The sequence below is a fragment of the Opitutaceae bacterium TAV5 genome (assembly GCA_000242935.3).
Lineage (GTDB): Bacteria > Verrucomicrobiota > Verrucomicrobiia > Opitutales > Opitutaceae > Geminisphaera.
On sequence record CP007053.1, the window covers coordinates 857,040 to 877,962 of the forward strand.

16 protein-coding genes are annotated in these 20,923 nt (G+C 63.7%); 6 read left to right on the forward strand and 10 right to left on the reverse strand.

Annotation, left to right across the window (positions count from 1 at the left end):
• The first annotated feature begins 23 nt into the window (after window positions 1-23).
• Both OPIT5_04360 and OPIT5_04365 read left to right on the forward strand, forming a co-directional pair.
• On the forward strand, window positions 24-3,278 hold the full coding sequence (locus OPIT5_04360) for a carbohydrate-binding protein (GenBank protein ID AHF89581.1): 3,255 nt from the start codon (window positions 24-26) through the stop codon (window positions 3,276-3,278).
• Window positions 3,279-3,486: 208 nt separating this feature from the next.
• Window positions 3,487-4,167 carry a glycosyltransferase family 1 gene (locus tag OPIT5_04365; GenBank protein ID AHF89582.1) on the forward strand — a complete coding sequence of 227 codons (681 nt, stop codon included), beginning with the start codon at window positions 3,487-3,489 and terminating at the stop codon, window positions 4,165-4,167.
• A 26-nt stretch (window positions 4,168-4,193) separates the two neighbouring features.
• Here the strand turns inward: OPIT5_04365 and OPIT5_04370 are convergent, their stop codons facing one another.
• The 7 genes from OPIT5_04370 to OPIT5_04400 form a co-directional block, all read right to left on the reverse strand.
• Window positions 4,194-5,789 carry an ABC transporter substrate-binding protein gene (locus OPIT5_04370; GenBank protein ID AHF89583.1) on the reverse strand — a complete coding sequence of 532 codons (1,596 nt, stop codon included), beginning with the start codon at window positions 5,787-5,789 and terminating at the stop codon, window positions 4,194-4,196.
• Window positions 5,790-5,912: 123 nt separating this feature from the next.
• Window positions 5,913-6,680 (reverse strand): N-terminal cleavage protein, encoded by a 768-nt coding sequence (locus tag OPIT5_04375; protein ID AHF89584.1) that lies wholly within the window; start codon window positions 6,678-6,680, stop codon window positions 5,913-5,915.
• Window positions 6,681-6,789: 109 nt separating this feature from the next.
• On the reverse strand, window positions 6,790-8,862 hold the full coding sequence (locus OPIT5_04380) for a beta-agarase (protein ID AHF89585.1): 2,073 nt from the start codon (window positions 8,860-8,862) through the stop codon (window positions 6,790-6,792).
• An 86-nt stretch (window positions 8,863-8,948) separates the two neighbouring features.
• A complete protein-coding gene (locus OPIT5_04385) occupies window positions 8,949-10,286 on the reverse strand; it encodes an FAD-dependent pyridine nucleotide-disulfide oxidoreductase (GenBank protein AHF89586.1) in 1,338 nt (445 codons plus the stop codon).
• A gap of 79 nt (window positions 10,287-10,365) precedes the next feature.
• Window positions 10,366-11,217: a glycosyltransferase family 1 gene (locus tag OPIT5_04390; protein AHF89587.1), complete on the reverse strand. Its 852-nt coding sequence runs from the start codon at window positions 11,215-11,217 to the stop codon at window positions 10,366-10,368.
• A gap of 126 nt (window positions 11,218-11,343) precedes the next feature.
• Window positions 11,344-12,435: a LacI family transcriptional regulator gene (locus tag OPIT5_04395; GenBank protein AHF89588.1), complete on the reverse strand. Its 1,092-nt coding sequence runs from the start codon at window positions 12,433-12,435 to the stop codon at window positions 11,344-11,346.
• 261 nt (window positions 12,436-12,696) lie between these two features.
• Window positions 12,697-13,410: a peptidase gene (locus OPIT5_04400; GenBank protein ID AHF89589.1), complete on the reverse strand. Its 714-nt coding sequence runs from the start codon at window positions 13,408-13,410 to the stop codon at window positions 12,697-12,699.
• Window positions 13,411-13,625: 215 nt separating this feature from the next.
• Between OPIT5_04400 and OPIT5_04405 the strand changes: the two genes are divergently transcribed.
• From OPIT5_04405 to OPIT5_04420, 4 genes are all read left to right on the forward strand, one after another.
• Window positions 13,626-14,396: an HAD family hydrolase gene (locus tag OPIT5_04405; GenBank protein ID AHF89590.1), complete on the forward strand. Its 771-nt coding sequence runs from the start codon at window positions 13,626-13,628 to the stop codon at window positions 14,394-14,396.
• 296 nt (window positions 14,397-14,692) lie between these two features.
• Window positions 14,693-15,088, forward strand: a complete 396-nt coding sequence (locus OPIT5_04410; protein AHF89591.1) for an XRE family transcriptional regulator — start codon at window positions 14,693-14,695, stop codon at window positions 15,086-15,088.
• A complete protein-coding gene (locus OPIT5_04415; GenBank protein ID AHF89592.1) occupies window positions 15,085-16,401 on the forward strand; it encodes a toxin HipA in 1,317 nt (438 codons plus the stop codon). Before OPIT5_04410 ends, OPIT5_04415 begins: the two co-directional genes overlap by 4 nt.
• Before the next feature lie 200 nt (window positions 16,402-16,601).
• Window positions 16,602-17,021, forward strand: a complete 420-nt coding sequence (locus OPIT5_04420) for a lactoylglutathione lyase (protein ID AHF89593.1) — start codon at window positions 16,602-16,604, stop codon at window positions 17,019-17,021.
• Between the two features lie 53 nt (window positions 17,022-17,074).
• Here OPIT5_04420 and OPIT5_04425 read toward each other — a convergent pair whose 3' ends face one another.
• Genes OPIT5_04425 through OPIT5_04435 form a run of 3 tightly spaced genes read right to left on the reverse strand, consistent with a single transcriptional unit; the run spans window position 17,075 to window position 20,918 of the window.
• A complete protein-coding gene (locus tag OPIT5_04425; GenBank protein AHF94068.1) occupies window positions 17,075-17,941 on the reverse strand; it encodes a hypothetical protein in 867 nt (288 codons plus the stop codon).
• Window positions 17,938-19,005 (reverse strand): hypothetical protein, encoded by a 1,068-nt coding sequence (locus OPIT5_04430; protein ID AHF89594.1) that lies wholly within the window; start codon window positions 19,003-19,005, stop codon window positions 17,938-17,940. The genes OPIT5_04425 and OPIT5_04430 overlap by 4 nt, the downstream gene beginning before the upstream one ends.
• A gap of 11 nt (window positions 19,006-19,016) precedes the next feature.
• Entirely contained in the window at window positions 19,017-20,918 is a 1,902-nt protein-coding gene (locus tag OPIT5_04435; protein AHF94069.1) for a hypothetical protein, read from the reverse strand.
• Window positions 20,919-20,923: the final 5 nt, after the last annotated feature.

Genomic DNA, 20,923 nt, shown 5'->3' on the forward strand with positions numbered 1-20,923 from the left:
GCCACCTTAACCCTGACATCGCCGTGAACCCCGCCCCACTTCTCCCATCCCTGCCAGGATTCATCAAGCGGAGCTATGCCCTCCTTGCGGCCCTCGTCTCGCTCGCTTTCGCCGGAAACGCCGAGGCGGCGCGAGGCCGGCCCTACATCAACGCCGCGGGGACCACGTTCGTCACCGACACCGGCACCCTGATTCGCGGCGCCATCATCAGCACCGAAACCGGCAACGTGCCCGCCTTGTCCGCCGTCCAGGGCATCAAGACCCGCGGGCTCAACGCCATTCACTGCTACGCCGAGCGCGCCGACTACGGCTATGCCGCCGGCAGGCATTCCGCCGCTCTCGACCAGGTCGTGCAGATGACGCGCGACAACGACCTCTATCTCGTCATCACCATCGGCGGCGGCGGGGTGAACGCCGCGTTCATCCAGGATTTCTGGACGTTTTACGCGCCTCGTTACGCGAACGAGACGCATGTGATCTACGAGATCCAGAACGAGCCCGTCGTCCGTCCTCCGGTATCCGCCAGCGTGATCGACATGGAGAAGGCCGCCTGGAACATCATCCGCGCCGCCGCTCCCCACACCCCCGTGCTCCTGATGAGCTACACGATTTTTCAGAATGCCCCGGGCGTCCTGGCCGACATCGCCGCCCTCGGAAGCACCATCGACTGGACCAACGCCGCGATCGCCTTCCATGGCTATGGCGAATATGGACCGGACGCCACCCGAACGTGTCTCCAGGCCGTCATGAACGCGGGCTACGCCTGCTTCCAGACCGAGTTCTACCGCTGGCCCTGGGGCACGGGCGATTTCGCCCTCGTTGACCCTCCTTCGCTCTACCAAAGCGTGGACGAGACCGGCGATCTCGAGCGCCTCGGCGTCTCCTGGCTGACGTTTCTTTCGCTCGGGAGGGTGATGGACGACACCCGTTTCAAGGACAGGCTGGACAACGGCGGCATCGTCTGGACGCCCGACTTCGGCGCCTGGCCTTCCGGCTCGCGCAGCGTGTATGGCAACGGCGGAGAACCGCGCGCGATCCGGTCGACGGTCACCACCCGCATCGAGGCGGAGGATTTCGACAACGGCGGCCCGGGCATAGCCTACCACGACACCACGTCCGGCAACTCGGGAAATCAGTATCGCCCGGGCGAGGACGTGGACATTCAGGCCACTTCGGATACCGGCGGCGGCTACAACGTCGGCTGGATCGCCGCCGGCGAATGGCTCGGCTACACCGTCAACGTCAAGAACCCGGGCCGCTACACCCTCAACGTCCGCGTGGCCGCGCCGACCGCGAGCGGCAGCCTGCGCCTGCGACTCGCGGGCGTGGACCTCACGGGCGCCTGGGCCGTGCCGGCCACCGGTGATTACCAGACCTGGACCACCCTCTCGAAAACCATCGATCTCGTCCCCGGCCAGCAAATCCTGCGTTTCGAAACGATCGCCTCGGGCTTTAATCTGAACTGGATCGAGTTTGTCCCGGTTGCCTCCGGGCTGGTTGCCAACGGCACCTATAAAATCGTCAATCGCAACAGCGGCAAGGCAATGGATGTCGTGAACGCCTCGACTGCCAACGGCGCGAAAATCCAGCAGTGGGGCTACGCGGGCACCGGCAACCAGCAGTGGGTGTTCACGCACCGGGGCGCCAATCAATACACGATCACCAGCGCCCAGACCGGCAAGGCCATCGACCAGGCCGCCGGCCTGGTGCTGAGCGGCGACCACATCCAGATGTATTCGCTGAACTCGTCTTCCGCGAACCAGCGCTGGATCCCCGTGCCGACGGACTCCGGCTACTACAAGCTCGTCTCGGCCAACACCGGCCTCGTCCTCGTGGTCGCCGACTCATCGACCGCGAACGGAGCCCGGATCATCCAGCAGGAATTCTCCGGCTTGCCCGGCCAGCAATGGCAGGTGGCGGCGCCCTCCGATCCGGCTCCGCAAGCCTGGAGGTTGCAATGGTTCGGCACCAGGGAAGACGCCGACGATGCAGCCAATCTGGCCGCGCCGGCCAGGGACGGAATCGCCAACCTGCTCAAGCTCGCGACCGGCGACGGCACGGCCGACCCGCGAGTGCCCGGCACCGAGCCCGGCGAGATCGCGCTGGATGAGCCGGGAGAGTTTCTTGAATTCACCTGGTCCCGCAACAAGGCGGCCTTCGCGGACGGCGTGGTTTTCACCGTGACCTGGAGCGACACCCTCGCGCCGGAAAGCTGGAGCGCCGCCGGCGTGGTCGTGACCCGCGTGGAGGACCAGGGCGCGACCGAACGCGTCACCGTCGCCATTCCCCGCGGCGAAGGCGACCGCCGCTTCGCGCGGCTGGAAGTGACCGCCGACGGGCAGACCGCGGTCACCACGCCGCAGGGCGTCACCACCCTGCGCCTCCCCGGCGACGGAGCGACCGGCGTGATCGGAATCAACCTGATCGCGAAGCCGGCCTACACCGGCCCGGTCTCCGCGGTGGGCGCAAACACCGTGACCGTGGACACGGTGGACCTCGACCGGCGCATGGACGCCGGCCGCGCCTACGCGCTGCTCGTCACCGGGGGTTCGCATGCCGGAGCGCACACCCGCATCACCGGCCGCGACGGCTCCGTGCTGACCCTGGCCGACGACCTCGCGGGCCGGCTGGCGCCCGGCGAGGACACGATCCGGATCACGGAATTGCCCACTCTCCTCGACCTCTTCGGAGTGGGCGGCGAGGTGCTCACCGGAGGTCCCGCGGCCACGGCCGACCTTGTGATGGTGCGCGATTCCACCGGAAGCGACGAACCATTGAGCCTCTACTACGCCACCGGCGGCATCAACGGCACCGGCTGGCGGGCGGCGGGTAAAGGCTCGCAGGATTTTGGCAGCTACCCCATCTATTTTACCGACGGGGTGAGCGTGCTGAAACGCAGTCCCGGCCCCGCCGGGATCGAGCTGACCGGCAGCGTGCAGGAAGCCCGCGTCCACCTGGTGGTCGAAGAGGGTTTTGTTGCGTATGCCACGGTGTTCGCCGCTGGCGTCACCTTGGGGACGAGCGACTTTTACCAGGCCGACCGGCCCGATCGCAGTATCCGCGCCGGCACGGCGGCGAGTGCGGACCACATCCACTTCGACGCCGATGGCGATGGCATCCTGGAAACCTGGTATTACGCCAACGGCGGTCTCAACGGCGTCGGCTGGCGACGCGTTGGCGGAGGTTCGGCGCCCTGCGATTCCGTCGAGGTGCCCTCCGGCTTCTTCATCCTCAGAAAAAGCCCTCCGGTCACCATCGACCGCGACCTTCCCTGGTGATCCGAAAAGTCTCACGAACAAATAAGGGAGGTTCTAAAAATTCATTTTTGAACAGAAGGAAACGAAGAGAACGAAGGAAAAACAAAGAAGACCATGAATGACAAACTATTTATTCCAATTGAGTTAAGCAGAAGTGAGCAGTCTGTATCCTTGGTTGTTCTTCGTTCTCTTTGTTACCTTCTGTTCAATTTTTAGAAGTTCCCATAACATGAAGCTACTTGAATTCACCGCGGTCGGCCTGCTTGGCATCCTGTCCCTGCAGGCCCTGTCCCTGCAGGCCGGTCCCCTCCTTCTGCAAAACCTGACCACGGACGAAACGGCCGGCTATGGACTGTTCGATTCCGACGGCGGGCTGCTTTCCGGCGCAACCACCGGCAACCTTCGCCTCGGTTATTTCAGCCTGGACGACGCAGGGATCGCGGCGGCCTGGGCAGCAGGTGACCTTGGCTTGCTCAGTAACAGTTTTGTTCAATACGGAGCGCGGGGGGATATGCAAAACTGGGGTGGCGCCTACGACGGCCTCTTCCAGACCTCGATCAGCGCCACGTCCAATCCCTTTGCCGGCCAAAACGTGTATCTGTTTGTCAGTACAGGATCGGATTTCACGGATACGGGTGCGGAATACCTGATCTACAAGTTCGACGTGGTCTTTCAGCCGGAGTCCTTCGTCGCGCAGGCCCTGCTCGGGACCACTCCGGGCCAGCTGCTGGTCGGCGGCTACAATCATTTTTCCCACGACTACCAACTCGGCGGCGGCGCGCTGCCCGGCTTCAACATGGTGGCGGTCGTTCCCGAATCCGGCGCCTGGGCGCTGCTCTTTTCCGGTGTCTCGGTTCTGGCGTGCCTGCGCCGCCGTGTGGCAACGCGAGTCGTCGGCGCGGAAACCTGAATCCGGACTCCCGGTGACGCTTTCCGTCAGCGACGATCGAGTTCGCTCTGGATCCAGGCGCGGGTGCCTTCCTGCTCGTTTTGGGCCTCGATGGTTTCGGCGATGCGGCGCTGGATGTCCTTGTTATCGGTGCCTGGGCGGGAGAGGAGTTCGTTGTTGGCGGCGAGGAAGAGATCCTGACGGCCGATGGCGAGACGGGAGAGGTGAGCCTGGCGGGCGAGATCCTGGCGGATGGCGGCGAGGAGGCCGGGCTCGATGGCAGCCTTGAATTCCTCGACGGAGCCGGAGGGTTGCACGAGGTGGGTGTTGGCGTTTTCGATGATGCGTTTGGTGTTGGCGCCGATGCTGCCGATGCCAAAGCCGTTCACATAGCCCTCGACGAGAGGGAGAAAGGGTTGGACAAAAGGCGGAGGCTTCACGTCAACGACGCCGGGGAGCCAGTCGCTGAGTTCGGTGAACCGGGTGTTGGCCGCCTTGGAGGTGATGAACCGGAGGAAGTCGATGGCGCGTTCGCGGTGGGAGGATTGGCGGGTGATCCCGAAGCTGAGGCCGACTTCGGTGGCGGCTTCGGAAGGAGGGCCATAGACGTTGGCGCCATACTTGAGGTGGGTACGCTCGGGTATCGGAATATTGAATACCTTCATTTCGAAAGGAGCCTGCTGGCGGAAGCTGGGGGCATCCCAGCTGCCGGCGACGATCATGAGGGCGCGGCCTTGCACGAAGTAAAAGGTGGAGTCCTCGCGGGTGATGGACATGTAGCCGGGCTGGAGGCGCAGTCCGACGTCGCGCATGATGGTGAAGGCGCTTTCGATGGCGGGGGTATCGAGGGTCCAGTCGCCGCGGAGATAACTGATGCCGATCTCGGCGGGGGATTGTTTCATGGTGTAGTTGCGCAGGACGGTACGGGCGAGGCGCTGGGTCTGGCTGGCGGCGAGACGGTCGACGAGAGGGGGGCCGTTGGCTTTGGAGCCGGCGACGGGGATGATTCTGGAGCCGGTGTTTTCGGCATAGTCGCGGACACGGTCGCAGATGGCGATAAACTGGTCGTAATCGCCGGGGACAGGCGTGTCGCCGAGGATGCGTTTCCAGAGGGAGACGTTGTAATAAACGCGGGTGGTGAACATGGACATGCCCACGCCGTAGTATTCGAGAAGGTTGGCGCGGTAGTTGAAACCGCCGGCGAGGCCATCGACAAAGGTGTTGCGCCAGGCGGTGTTTTCGAGGTCGGTGCCCTTGTTCCAGGGGTTGGGTTGCTCGACGAGATCGGAGAGGGGGAGAAAGAAGCGGGCGAGCATCTCGTCTTCGCCGGCGCTGAGGCGGCCGAGTTGGAGGATGTCCGCGGCGGTGCCACCGATGAGCTGGGTCTGGATCCACTGGGCGTAGGTGCGCTCGGGGATGGCGAGCTGCTCGACCGTCACGCCAGGGTGGAGTTTTTCGTAATCGCGGGCGAGGACGTCGAAAGCCTTGCGCAGGCCGCCCTCGAGCTGCCAGTGGGCGAAGCGGATGACTTCGCCACCGGCGGCTTCGGCGCGGGTGCGTGAAAACACCTTGAAGAGCGCGAAGCTGAAGCAGCCGAGGAGGAGCAGAAGTCCGATGAGGTTACCGATATTTTCGCGTTTCATTCCAGGATTCGTTCCTCTCCCTCCGATCCGACACCGGTGGATACCAGGCATGCCTGTTCGGGAAAATGCCCGGGGCGGCTCCGCTGAAGAGGTCGAAGAACCGGAGGTCTGAACATAGCAAGCTTACAACTTCTCGTGCGGATCGGTATTCTTGTCCACCGCCCGCACATGTCCGTCAAAATACAGGACGTTGCGCGTGCTGCCATGCACGGCCGTGGCGGGCAGCTTGGGAAGCGATGCGGCAAGGGGAATGGTTGTTCCCTTCAGGTCTTTCATCCCGACATTCACCATCTCGGCATCCTGGTCGAAAAGGTAAACGGCCGTCCCGGGATTCTCCAGTTGGGTAATTTTTATCGATCGCGCTCCATCCCAGGCTATGGGCTTTTTCAGCGCGGTGCTGGTGGTCACCCGGGCTTTCAATCCGATATAATACGCCGCCACGGGAAGATCCGAAGCCGCTACTGTTTCAACCGAATCTTTTGCGATTTTGTTGCCGGGGCAGACAAATATCCGGTTGGTGACAGGACTGTCTCCCTTGCCTCCAAGATAGGTGTGCAGATAGGCCACGAGCTGGCCGCCGCCGGTCCATCCCTTGGCGCTGGCGGTGCGCTCAAAACCGTAATAACCTTCACTTCGCTTTTCATAGCCGGGCAGCCAGTCCTTGTTGTCCGCCGCGTAGTTGAAAGTCGCGACGCCGATCTGGCGCAGGTTGGAGACACAGGCTGCACGCTGGGCGGTCTGGCGAACTTTGCCAACGGTGGGGATGATGATCGCCGCCAGGATGCCGATGATGGCGATGACGGTGAGGAGTTCGACCAGGGTGAATGCTGTCTGGCCCGATCGGCCGGGTCGACGCAGATGCCGGGAGGGGCATGGACTTGAGGTAGACATGGTATGGGTGGGTTATAGTGGAGGCTCTTGATCCTTGAAATCGTCTTGCATGGCGTGAGGAAGGGTCGAGGTGATGAGATGAGATGGAAGTGCTGGGTCGGTGGGCGGTTTATTTCATGGGATTGAGCAGCTTGCCACGTTCACGGTAGTGGTACATGCCCTCGCCGACTTCGCGGGAGGCGCGGGTCATTTCCGGATACGGCGTATCGGCCACGTCCACAAAACCGATGGGGTAGCCTTCGCCGTCCCAGCGTCCGGTCAGGGGCTGGTCGCGGAACTGGAACCAGTGCGTGCCGACGATGTTCGGGTGGGCGAGCGCCCCTTGGAGAAAGCGGGTGTAGGCGAGGGCGCGTTCCTGCTGCGTGATGCCGGCGGGCGTCAGGCTGGCGGAGAACAGGCCGCGATCGAAGATGCCGAAGTGAAACTCGCCGATAAGGACGGGCATGTCGGGAAATCCTTCCGTCCGGAGGTTGGCGGTGCCAGGGGCGTAAATGTTGAGGGTGAGGATATCGCAGTGCTTCTGGCTGGCTTCGAAAAGCACCTTGCGGGTGGCATCGGTCGCGATGAAACGGGTGCCGAGATAGAGACGGTGCGGAGCGGAGCCTTTGACGGCCAGTTGGCAAAGGCGGAAGTACTCGTTGACGGCTTTTTCGAAAAAGGCGTCGGCGTCGGTCCGGTAGCCGCCGGACTTCGGGACGACGGTGCGGTTGAACAGCGCGGCCCAGTCGGCGTAGTCCGTTTCCCAGGACTTGTTGAGATTGTCGATGGTGACGTATTTGACGCGCAGGTCATCCACGAATTCGCGCTTCGCGGCCTGTTTGGCGGGGCTCTTGAGGACGTCGTCCGTAAACGTCTGGCGGCTGCCGCGATTGCCGAAGTTGAGCTCGTTGTCGATGAAGTAGCCGATGCACATGGGATCGGTGAGTGACTTCATCACCTCGGGACGGCTGGCGGCCCTGTCGGAAATGAGCGTCTTCATGGCTCTGGCGTAAGCGGGGTCGAAGACGTCGTAAAACTTGAGTTTGCTGCCGGCGACGCGTGGGAGATTCCGGTTATAGTCGGTGAGTTGCAGGGTGTAGGGCGTCTTGCCGAGGAGTATGAGGTCGGCCTTGCCCCAGTTGCCGATCGTGTTGATGCCCCAGGCTTCGAGACGGCGCGTCAGGGTCTCGTAAAAAGCGGCGGCGTAGTCTTCCTGACCATACTTCTTTTGGAGATTCCAGCCGGTGAAGGGGAGGTCGGCGGTCTTCACGGGGAAATCGAACCACTTCTCGTGCCCGGTCGATTTGGTCGCGTCGGTGTGCGCGATGAGGACGTCGATGCCTTGCGAGAAAAAGAGCCGGCCTTCCGGATCCACCAGCCACCATTTGCCCTGATATTTTTCGGTGCGGAAGCTGCCGGTGGCCTCGAGCCGGGGGCCGTTGGCCCAGCCGCCGTAGCGATTCCATTCGGCCGGGCGGGTGGACGCGGCCAGTTGGGCGAGCTCGGCCTGGTGCGCCTTTTTCAGGTCGGCGTCGGTATGGATTTTTTCAGGCCAATCGGCGTGCTTGTACTGGCCGTAGATGTCGATGAAGGGGAAAAACTTGTCGCCGCGCGGCACGGGTGCGATGGACGAGACGGCCAGCGGACTGCCGGCGGGCGCATCGTCGAGGCGGAGGTTGGAGATGCGGCAATCGACGAGGCCCGGTTGCGGTCCTTCGAAGGGCCACTCCATGAAGAATTCGATCCAGTTGATTTTGTCGGTATCGAGCACCCTGGGGGTGCGGATACCTTCCGGTGTTTCCCAGGTGGCGCGGTGCAGGAGGGGGAGGTGCATGGTGCGCTTTTCGCCGGGATTGAGTGCGATGCCGGTCTTGGTCCGGCCAAAGGTTTTTTCCCCCCATTTGCCGCTGGAAATGTGCAGGGTGAGGCGGAGCTGTTTGTCGGCGGAGAGGTTTTCCACGTCCGCAGTGAGAATCTTGCCGCCGCTGAGATCCCAATACGCCTGCCCTTCGGGGGGACGCAGGCGGATGCCGGAATCGCCCCGGGGATTGTCGAAGCGCAGTCGTATCGCCCCCGATTCCAGACGTGCTTCGGCCGAGCCTCTCCTGGCCTCTTCGACCTGCTTTTCGGTCAATGACAGAGTGGCGGCGTGGGCCGTGACAAGGGAGGCGGCGAGCAGGAGGGCGGCGGGTTTCAGGAGCATGACGGACTTCAGAGGATGGAGCGGATGTATAGGGGAGGAAAGGGAGAGGAGGGACGGATTTCTCGATGATGCCACAAGGTCCGGATTCAACCAACGGCCGCGAGTGCAGCGGGTTCGCTGATGGGAAGAAAGGCGCCTTGTTCGCGAAGCACCGACCGGAGCAGCGCGGGATCGAGGTCCCGGGTGGATTTATGCCCGTGACGCACACAAAGGGCGGCCGCGGTGCCGGCGGCCTGACCGACGGCGACAATTTGCGCCGTGATGCGGATCGCGGCATGCGCTTCGTGCGTGCAGTCGAGGCAGCGCGAAGCCACAAGCAGGTTGTCCAGACCGCGCACGCGCAGGCTGCGCCAGGGGATGCCGTAGGATTTGCCGTCGGGCGGATAGAGACGCCGGGTGCCCTCCCCCGTGGGGCTGTGGATATCGATAAACCAGTTGCCGCGCGCAATGCAGTCCTCGAACTCGGGCACTTCAAGAATATCCTCCGCCGTGATTGTATAATCGCAACGGATACGCCGGCTCTCGCGCACGCCGATGTGCGGGGCGGTCTCGATGAGGACGGCATCGCGGCATCCCGGTATGTGGCGGCGGAGAAAGGCCACGATCTCGGCCGCCTGCCGGCGCCCTTCGATCATGGCGTCGGTGACGTCGCTCACCCGGGTCGCGTCCTTGTTGACGATGCGGGTGCCGTTGATCGCCCAGGTGCCGGGGCGCGGGAGGGCAAACAGGAGGAGGTCTTCGCGCGGCACCGTGACTTCGCCGGCCGCCTTGGCGCGACGCCAGGCCTGTTCACAGGTGCGGTCGGTCTTCCGGTAGGCGTGAAGCGCATCATCGTCGATGCCGCCGATCTTGAAAATCAGGCTCATCGGCTGGCTGGCGCCGTCTTCATCGCGGCCGATTGCATAGTCGGCGCCGGCGAGCACGGAGACATCACCGTCACCGGTTGCGTCAATGAATTGCCGGGCGGTGATAACCTGACGCCCCTCCTTGCTCTCGACAATGACACCGGCAAGGCGCGATCCGTCCCGGATCACGGCCGCAGCCTGGGTGAAAAAATAAGGACGGATGCCCGCTTCCTTCACCATGCGGTCGAGCACGAGCTTGGCCGTCTCGGTGTCATATTGGCCGCCGGCGCCGTAATGATTGTTCCAGGAGCGCCAGGCTGCCTCCCGCTGGAGCCGGGCGGTGATTTCGGCAAAAATGCCCCTCACGTAGGGGAAAGGCATGATTGCACTCAGGATGCCGTTGGTCCAGGTGCCCCCGAAGCAGCCGAAGCGTTCGGCGAGGATGACTTTTGCCCCGTTTCGTGCCGCGGAGATGGCGGCGCCGATGCCGCCGGGGCCGGCGCCGAGGACGAGAACATCGGCGGTGTCGAGAAGCGAAAGCGTGCGCGCGGGTTCGGTGAAATGAAATGGCGTTGGCATGATGGGGGAAAAGAAAAGGGATGCCGCCCGGAAAATCGTCGGCATCTCCGGAACCGGGATGATTGAAACCCGGCGCTGTTTACCGGCGGCGGCGAAGCACGAAGGCTCCGGCCAGCACCGTGAGGCCGCAGAGGGTTGCCCAGGTCGAGGGCTCGGGAATCGCTCCGGTATAGACGATCTGGACGGAGTTGAGGAACCCGCGTTCGTCAATGGTGCTGCCTCCGCCGGTGCTGCCGGCACCCGAGGTGGCGATGTTGAGCACCTGCCCCGACGTGAGGGTAACGCTGAGTTTGATGTAGTTTTCGCCTTCGATCCAGGAGGCGGTGGTGGTGCTGCCGGAAAAATTGTTCGCGCCCGAACTGTAGTCGGTGAAATCAAAGTTGCCCGTGATGGAGGAAACGCCGACCCAGGCGGTGATCGTCTCCTGGGGGGAACTGCTGATCAGGCTGGTGTTGCGTCCGCTGATGTAGATGTCGTAGGTGCCGGCAGCGAGGCCGCCGACCTGGACGCCCACGCTGCCGACATTGCGAGCGGGACCGGTAAGCGCGTGGGTCATGAAGATGCCGTCGCGGCCAACCGTATTGGCGGCGTAGATACCGCTGTTGCTGACAGAGCTGCCGCCGAGAGCACTGCTTGTGGGAGTCCGGGCCAGATCGATCACGTTCAGCGCGGAGGCACTGGCGCTGCCGCCGACACTGACGGTGACTCCGGTCGCCGCAGTGCCATCGGCGAAGTGCAAGCCGGAGCCGACGTCCACATTGGTGACCTGGTTCCAGGTCGTGGCGGTAAACCCGGTGTTGGCGGCGTGATAAGGGCTGTTACCCGGGTTGGCGATGGCGGCGGTGGCGCCGAAATCGAGCATCAGGACCTGAGCCTGTGCACAGGTTCCGGCAACGACAAGAAGAGCGAGGGCGAGTTGGGCTTTTTTCATGGGAGGTGAAGGCTTGCGGGTCAGGCGTATCGCGCACGTTGCAGGGATCAATGACCTCGTCACGCACCAGGTGCGTAAATGCCTCCCGCTCGCCTCCCTCGTCCCGGTGGCAGACGTTCGACCGGGTCAAGGCTCCCGGACCGTGAGTTCGCGGGCGATGGCCGTGGCACCCGCTCTCCAGCAACTTTGCAGGGACATGATTTTGGGCGTGTCCGGCAGGCCGCATTCACGGCGGTGCAGGTGGGCGGTGACCATGTCGATGGCGGCGGAGCCCATTTGTTCGGGCATCAGATCGATGCCGCTGATTTCTTCCCGGGAAATCGTGTTGTCGAGTGAGACGTAGGCCACCTCTCCGGGGATTTGCAGGCCCGCCCGGCGCAACGCGGCGAGAGCCGGGCTGGAGTTGCAGATCAGGACGTCGGCACGGTGCTGGCGCAGCCAGGAAGCGACAGCAGCGGGATCGAGCGAGGCGTGCATGTCCAGCGACGCATCCGCGTGCAGGGAACGACGGCGCGGTTTGACTTCGGAGCCTGCCTGGGCCGAACAAAAGACGGGGATGCGCTCCCGGGCGGGAAGATCGCGTTCGTAAAGGCCGTAGGCAGCCACATAGGCGTCGTCCGTGCGGACGCGGATGGCCGGGGTGAGTGCAAGCGCAATACGGCGGTAGCCGAGACGCTTCAGCTCCCGTAGTGCCAGAAGCATGTTCTCGTAGTAGCTGGGACTGATGCGATGCAGCGGCGGCGAAATGACCGAGTGGCCGATGGCGACGCCGGCGAAGTATTCCCACTTGAGATCGAGCCGGACGGGACCCTGTTTGAAGGGACAGACGATCACGCCCTCGATGCGTCGCGCATAGAGGATCGAGGAAAGGCGGGAGGCCGTCATGTCCTCGTCGAGCAGGGAGAACTCCTCCAGCCTGTAGCCAAGCTGGGCGGCGCGCTTTTCCATGCCTTGATAGATGAGGCTGTTGAAAGGAGAACGCCGCCGCCAGTCGGGCCAGCAGGTAATGGCGGCGAGCGCCGGACGGGGCAGCTGCCTTACCCGGGGCAGTTGCGTCATGAGCTGCGAGACGACCGGATGCGGCGCGTAACCGTGCTTCGTCGCCATTTTCTGGATACGAATGCAGGTCTCGCGAGGCAGGCTGGGGTGGTTGCGCAGCGCCCGGGAGACGGTGGTGTGGGCAACACCGGCGATTCTGGCGAGTTCACGAATGTTCATGCGGGGGAAGAGGACCAGGCCATGCCGGCATGGTAGCGAAAGCCGCTTCCGAAAACAAGCGTGCTACCCCTCCGGCAGCAAACGGCATCCATTTTGCCCGCGAAGCCAGCCTGGTCTCGTGCATCCGCGCCGGAACCGGCATCCCGCCGATGCTCGCCGTCCATGGCGGCAGGGATGCCTTCGTACTCTTTGGTCAGGCGGGCGTGGACGCGGACAGATTGCCGCCTCGACCGGCACGTGGGCTTTTTTCCGGTCGTCGCCTCAGAAACCTGTCCCGAGCCGGTCGATGTCGTAACGGGTGGAGACTGGCGAAAACATCACGCTGTCCAGGCTGGCAGACGGCGGCAGCCGGTAATATTGTGCGCCGATCGCCGCCTTGGTGATCTTGTACAGGCGGCGTTCCGTCAGTTCCGGCGTATCGCGAGTGCCATAAAACGCATCGCGCAACCGCGCAAGCGAGACGACGGAGAGATGCTGTTGCGGAAAATGCGCCGAGTACACGTAACGCTGGCGGGCATCCCCCAGGTTGAGATCGTCGCCGACAAGCGCGATGAAAGCCGTCCTCGGAGCCACATTCCCGAGCGCCAGCATTTGCGCTCGCAGGCTGTCCCGCACCCGCGCCGCGATCATCTGGCCCGACGACGTGTCGAACATCGCCGCCTCGCGCCGGACCGGCGGGGCCACGCGTACGATCAGCCCGAGCTCTCGCGAAAACGTCTGCTGCAGCCCGATGGCACCGGCAGGCGGAAATCCTTCCAGCGGGATGAGCCAGATGTCCACCGCGGGCCCGGCCGTGACCACCGCGGGCGATCCGGAAGACCCGGGCCCGGCCTGCGGTCGGGTCGGAGTCGCCAGCGAGGCTTGCCCCGCTACCGCCGGGCGGAAGGGCGGTTGCGCGGGCTTCGATTGCGCCAGAACGCCTCCCGGCAAAAGAATCGCCAGAAAGAAGAGGGGGATACTTAAAAAAAACCGCATGAGGTTGTCTCCGGACAAGCAGCCGGATCAAGAGTGCCCGACAGATTTCTTCCCAAGTGATGTGCAGACACCCCGCCGTCTGCCAAGATTCGTTTGCACCTCTGCGCCGGTTTGGCCGCGATTGCCGACGACAGAACCGGCCCCGGCCGCGCGCGGACCAAACCCGCGATGCGCCTGGTGTTCCGGCGAAAATCGTCCATTTTTTGCCAATCGCCATGCCAACGCTGCCGGAAAACATCAGGGGAATCCTCGCCGATCTCGACGGCACGCTCTACGTCGGCCAGACGGCCATTCCCGGAGCGATCGAAGCCCTGCACCGGATCAGGGAACGCGGCCTGGGCATCCGTTATCTGACCAACACCACCAGCAAGCCGCGATCCGTCATCGCCGGCCAGCTCCACCGGCTCGGCCTCCCGGTCGAAATCGCCCACCTCTACACCGCCCCCTGCGTGGCCCGCGACCATCTCCTCGCCGCCGGCATGGTCCGCTGCCACTGCCTGCTGCCGGCCGATGTCATCGCCGACATGGAGGGTATCACCCACGTGGATACCCATCCGCAGGCCGTGGTGGTCGGCGACATGGGCGGCGGCATCTCCGGCGAAGCCCTGAACCGTGCCTTCCGCTTCCTCCTCGACGGCGCCGCCTTTTTCACGCTGGCGCGCAACCGCTGCTATCGCGCCGCCGACGGCCTGCGGCTCGATGTGGGCGCCTTCACCGCCGCGCTGGAGTACGGCACGCGCCGCGAAGCGACCCTGCTCGGCAAACCCGCTCCGCACTTTTTCCGGGCGCCGCTCGACGACCTCGGCCTGCAACCCGACGAGGCCCTGATGATCGGCGACGACCTCGAAAGCGACGTCGGCGGCGCGCAGGCCATCGGGCTGTACGGCGTGCTCGTGCGCACCGGCAAGTTTTCCGAAGAGGAACTGCAAAAAAGCTCCGTCCGCCCCGATGTCGTCATCGACTCCTTCGCCGACCTCGCCGGCTGAGCGCAATACCGGGAGAGAGACCGCTAAAGAACGCTGAAGAACGCTAAAAAAACAAACCCGGTCATACCGCCCCCTGCCCTGTGATCTGCGGCAAGGTCCGATAATTTCAGCGTTCTTCAGCGTGTTTTATCGGTTTCCTCCGAAAACGATTCCAAGCTATCTCGTCTATAATGACGAATATAGCATATAAAATCAGGATATTCGCCTTTAGAGTCGAATTACAACAATTCAAATAATTCTCCTTTTAAGACGAATATCTTGATTTTACCGGATCTATTCGCCATTTTTGAGGCGTTGTGAAGATCACAAAAACAGTAGCCGATACCGAAATCCTGCGCGAGCTGGGCGAGCGGCTGGCCCGCACCCGGCTGGAGCAGAACATCACGCAGGCCGAACTGGCCGTGCTGGCCGGGGTTTCGAAGCGCACCATCGAGCGGCTGGAAGCGGGGGTGGTCGGCACGCAGTTGTCGGGATTTATCCGCGTGTGCAACGCGCTCGGGCTGACGGAGCGCTTCGATCTGCTGGTGCCGGCGCCACTCCCGAGCCCGATCGAACAACTCAAACTTCGCGGCCACCAGCGCCGGCGGGCTTCGCGCCATGCGCCGATCAAGGGCGCGCAACCCGATCCCGCCGGCACCTGGTCGGTGGCCGAGCCCGGCCCCGCCGACTGGAAGTGGGGTGACGAAACGTGAGCACCATCGCGGAAGTCCGGCTCTGGGGCAGCCTGATCGGGGCCGTTTCTCTGGAAGACGGCGAGAGCATCGCCACCTTTCAGTACGATCCGGCGTTCGCGCGGAGCGGCATCGAGGTGGCCCCGCTCATGATGCCGCTCTCGGACCGCGTCTATTCGTTCCCAGCGCTGCCGCCCGGCACCTTTCACGGCCTGCCCGGCATGCTCGCGGATTCGTTGCCCGACAAGTTCGGCAACGCCCTGATCGACGCCTGGCTCGCCACGCAGGGGCGCACGCCGGAAAGCTTCAACGCGGTGGAACGCCTCTGTTACACCGGCACGCGCGGCATCGGCGCGCTGGAGTTTGCCCCCGGCCTGGGACCGCGACCGCAACGGACGCGTACGATCCGCATCGATGCTCTCGTCGCCCTGGCCTCCGAAGTCCTGCGCCACCGCAACGAACTGCGCACCACCTTCGGCGGCGCCGGCGCGGACCGGAAAAATGCCCTGCGCGACATCCTGCGCGTCGGCACCTCGGCCGGCGGCGCGCGCGCCAAGGCCGTGATCGCCTGGAACCCCGCCACCAACGAGGTGCGCTCCGGCCAGGTCACCGCCGGCGCCGGCTTCGAATACTGGCTGCTGAAATTCGACGGCGTATCCGGAAACCGTGACAAGGAACTCGACGACCCCAAAGGATACGGAGCCATCGAGTACGCCTACGCCCTGATGGCGAGGGCAGCCGGCATCCGCATGAGCGAGTGCCGCCTTTTTGAGGAAAACGGCCGCCGCCACTTCATGACGCGACGCTTCGACCGCGCCGAAAACGGCGGCAAGCTCCACATGCAGTCGCTGTGCGCGCTGGCGCATTTCGATTTCAACCAGGCCGGGGCTTACGCCTACGAACAGGCGCTGCTGGTCATCCGGCAGCTCGGTCTGCCGCCGGAAGCCGTCGAGGAACAGTTTCGCCGGATGGTTTTCAACATCGTGGCGCGCAATCAGGACGATCACCCGAAAAACATCGCCTTCCTGATGGACCGGCGCGGCCGGTGGGCGCTCTCGCCCGCCTTCGATGTGATCTACAGCTACAATCCCGACGGCGCGTGGACCTCCAGCCACCAGATGACCGTCAATGGCAAACGCGACGGTTTTTCCATGGAAGACCTGCGCGCCTGCGCCCGGAGTGCGTCGATGAAACGCGGTCGCGCCGAAACGATTTTCGCCGAGGTGAGCGATGCGGTGAAACGCTGGCCCGACTTTGCGGAGCAGGCCGGCGTCGCCGTCGCCGGGCGCAGCCGGATCGCGGAAACCTTCCGCCTGCAACTGCCGTCGCAGTGACTCCCCCCCGGAGCGGCGGCTTTCCAGCCGCTGCGACGAGGCGCAATGCGCCTCGCCCTTTCGCATTCGTGCGCTGCGGGCTTCCGGAACCTTCCGTTGCCGAATCAATCGGGCGACGCTGCGCGTCGTCACAGCGGCTGGAAAGCCGCCGCTCCGGTATTTCAGTTGGCCCCGCCTGCATTTTCCCTCCAGCCTTCGGGATCATGCCCATCACCTCCCTGGCCCACGTCTGTCTCAAGACCACCGACCTGAAACGCACCCGCGAGTTTTACTGCGACGCGCTCGGACTCGAAAAACAGTTCAACTTCATCCGCAACGGCGCCGAGTTCGGTTTTTATCTGAAAGCCGGCAACGGCACCTTCATCGAAGTATTCCTCGCCGATGCCATCGAGCCGCTCGGCAAGCAGCCCATCCACCACCTCTGCCTGGAAACCGACGATCTCGCCGGCCTGCATGCCCGCCTCCGCGAGCGCGGCCTCACGCCCGGCGACATCAAGACCGGCTCCGATCAAACCCCGCAATTCTGGATCACCGATCCCAACGGCCTCGGCGTCGAGTTCCAGCAATACACCCCGCAAAGCTCCCAGCGCACCGGCAAGGATGTATCCGTAAACTGGTAACAACCCGGCGCCGGTCTGGCCGGTTCCGCATCCGGGAGGCAATCTTCTCCTGCTCAGAAAGCCCCGACCTCCAGGCCTGCAACCGGGGACTTCCTGACCGGCCCCGGACCGGAAGCCCACAAGGCGGCCAGCGTTTCCGGGAATGCATCCGGCAGCCGCAGGTTGATCGCCAGCACGCACAGCAGGGCGCGCAACTGGTCCGCCTCCGGAACGATCGCCCCGCCAGCCAGGCCTTGTGTTGCCCGCATGGCCAGCGCCGTAGTCACGGCATCGGGACGGTCCTTTCCGCTGCGGCCAAACCGGCGCGCGGCTTCACGCCATGCGCTCACCACGAGCGGGCCGATCTGCTCGCGTACCAGCGGATGCCTCACGTTGCTCTCGATGGCGTGCAACGCCACCAGCAAACTCGCCGTTTCCTGCGGCGAAGCCGTGCTGACCATCCGCATCAAGTCCTCCAGCAGGCCCCGCATTCCGGTGTCGTCATGCCCGGGTTCTGCGGCCGCCAGTTGTACAAACACGCTCGCTGCCGTCGCATCGGTCCTCGCGGCCAGATGGGCCGCGTCCAGGCATGCTTCCTCGAGTTGCTGACGAAGTTCCGCCGGTAATCGCGTGCGGTGCCGAAACCGGATCAGCCACAAACCCATGCCCAGGTCCCGCGCCGCCTGGGGTATGGCGGTTGTTTTTTGCCACGCCATCACCCGCGCCATGATCGCTTCCGCCCTTCCCTGCCGCGGACGATCGGCCAGCTCCAGCAAGGCAAGCGCGTAATAAAGCGATTCCACCTCCTTTCCGTCACCGGCATGCTCCCTGATCCGGCGGCTGTTGCCGGGCAGGCATAACCATCCCGAACCGGGATCGAAAGCCCGGTCCCACGTATTCACGATGACATGCAACCATGACTGGCGAACTGCTTCCGTCATCGTGCCCTCCGGAGCGGGTTTCCGACCCGCATGACCCGGACGGCATCGCCATCGGGGGCCGTTTCGTTATAAAAAACCGTCTCGCCATCCGGGCTGAAAACCGGATGCGGGTGACGCGGGTGATTCGCACCCCGTCGCGAACGCGCCAGAAACGTCCGCCGGCCTGTAACCAGGTCGATCAGCAGCACATCGCTGATATTTTCCGCCTCTTCCCAGCCGCGCCCCGGCCGGTCGTGGGGGCCGGTGGTGTCCACCACCGCCCAGCGCCCGTCGCGGCTCACATTCACATGCCAGTCGCGGTCGCCTTCGCTGACCAGACGCGGCGGTCGCCTGTCGTGGAAAAGTTCATACACGCCGCGCGGTTTTCCCGGGCTTCCGCCATAAGCCACGACCAGGACCGTCGGCGCATGAAACGCCCACCGTTCGTGCCCGAGCCAGAGGCCCGCCGGACGCTGATCCAGCAGGCACATTCCCTCCGGAGCCTGGTGCGCATGCCACGCCTGGACACGATCCGTAATGGCATCGGCCCTGCCCTCGTGGCAGAATCCGATCCAGGTTTCGTCGCAGGGCGAAAAATGCACATGCCCCGCATGCCAGGGGACGGAAAACAGCACGCGTGCCTGACCCGTGATCGTGGTGATTTCCATCACCGCATGATTATCGCCCGTGCGCCGGACGACCAAGACCCGTTCGCCATCGGCAGAAATGGAGGGGAGCGATTGCAGACACGCACCCGGCGCCTCTTCGCGATAGATCCGGTCCGCGGACCCCGGGCGGAGGACATCGCAGCACCAGACCTCGTTGTTCGTCACCGTGACGAGGCGGCCGGACCGGAGAGCGATGTCGAACCACAAAGGATCTCCCGCCACATCTGCCGGCAGCACGCCCAGCCTCTGTTCTTCTCCTGTCGAAAGATCGCACCGCCACAAGCTGAAGCCCGTTGTCTCCTGCTGGCCCAGCACGAGAAAACGGCCGCCCCCGGCAAAACCGTTGGCGTGCGGGTAGGTCAGATACCGTCGCCGGGAAAATTCATCGATCGCTTCGGGCTGGAGAGAGGCAGGCATGGGAAAAAGGTTCAGGGCAGGATGACCTCGACGCGACGGACGTATTCGGCAGAGCTGTCAAAGCCGTTGGCGATGCGGAAATCGGAAAAATAGCTCTGCGCGTTGACGAAGTCGGCGTCGGTGATGGCAACGGTGACCGTGCGCCAGGCGTTTGTATTGGTTTTGGGGATATTCACTCCCTTGTGCGCATTGCCGACGGCATTGTACTGGAGCACGATGTTGTCCGTCCCCTGATCCCGGAAGGTGATGGCTACGGAAAGGTGGGTATCTCCGGAACGCACGAGGCTGTCGCTGACGTTGAAATAGAAGAAACGATTGTTGGCCGTGATTTGCCGGCATTCCAGTCCTCCCACGGTCGCGACCGGGTTGTAACCTTCATGGGAAGAATCCGGATCGATCACGTAGTCGATGAATCGGGAAACGGGCGTGGCTCCGAGAATGGCCACCGCCGGATTGATCCGTCGGCGAAGCGTCACCTGGCCCACCGTGAGGTCAGTGCCTCCGGCGGACAGACGAAGATCGGCCGCGTTGTTCTGGCGATTGGCAAACTTGACATCGGTCAGGGTAAACGTGGCGGTTTTCCATGTGCCGGTATTGGTGCGCGCCTGCGAAAGGGACTGGTAGGCGTTGGCCGCCGCGTCGTACTGCAAGGCAAAGTTGCCCGTACCGCTGTCCAGGTACGTGACCTCCGCATCGAGGGTGGTATCGAGTCCCTGATTGGCATCATGAATCCAGTCGTCATTCACGCGCAAATACAGGTAACGCGAGGCGGGAATGGTCCGGGTGTCGTCGGGGTTGTCGATCACATAACTGCCGTCGCCGCTGGTCGCGGGAACATAAAACAGCGTCCGCAGCACTGGCGTGCGAGCGGCATAGGCCGCCTGCAACCCGAAGTCGGTCTCCGCCCCGTTGCAGGCCTGGTAAGCATAAAACGCCGCAAGAGGCGCGCGCGCCGCGGTGAGCAGGCCGAAGTTGTCCTCCGACGGATTGGCCGGCGTGGAAGCGGTGTTTTCGAAGCGATACCAGAAGGCGCGGGCAATTTCGGGGCGCTGCTGATTCCCGTGCTGAATCTGCTCCACCAGGCCGGCCTTGACCGGCTCCAGGGCGGCATCACCCACCGTAGTGTATCCGGTCTCGGTGATCCAGATCGGCTTGTCCGTGATGCCCCAGGTGGTCGTCACGCCGATCATCTGCTCGTAGAGGCTGACATGACGCCGGATCGGACCGTAGGCGTGGTAATTGGTGATGTCGAAATACGAAGCGGCCCCGAGATCGAGCAACTCTTCGAAAAAGTCCGTTCCGGTGCTGACCGCCAGGCCTCCGAGCAACACCTGGTTGGTCGCGTTGCGCGCCTTGATCTTCGCATGGGCTTTGGCCAGCAGGGTGTAATAGTCGGCGACGGAGCTTTTCCAGAATCCGTTCAGATCGGGTTCGTTCCAGACCTCCCAGTACCGGATCTGTCCGTCGTAGCGGTCGACAATGAAGGCGACGTAGTTTTCCCAGTCGGTCCAGTCGGCCGGTTTGTAGCGGGTGGCATCGGGCCAGCCGAGAGCGGGTTGCGACGAGGCCCAGGGAGCGGTGTAGCAGAGGATCCACAGGATATTGACGTCGTGGGCGCGAAGCCGGGAGACGATCGCATCGAGCCGGTCCAGGTAGGTCGTGTTGAAAACGCCGCGCGCCGTCTCGATGCTGCCCCATTCGGGCGAGATGCGCACCCACTTGATGCCGGAAGCGATGATGTCGTCACAATAGGCCTCGTAACCGGAGGTGCTTTGCGGGCTGGCACAGACGCCAAAGGCATCCATGGTCGCAGCGTCGGCGCGAACCCGGGTAGCGGAGCCGGCAAGAATCAGGAGCAACGGCAACACGCGCACCAGGGCGCGGAAGGAAGGGCAAGGCGAGGTAATGGTCATGGCAG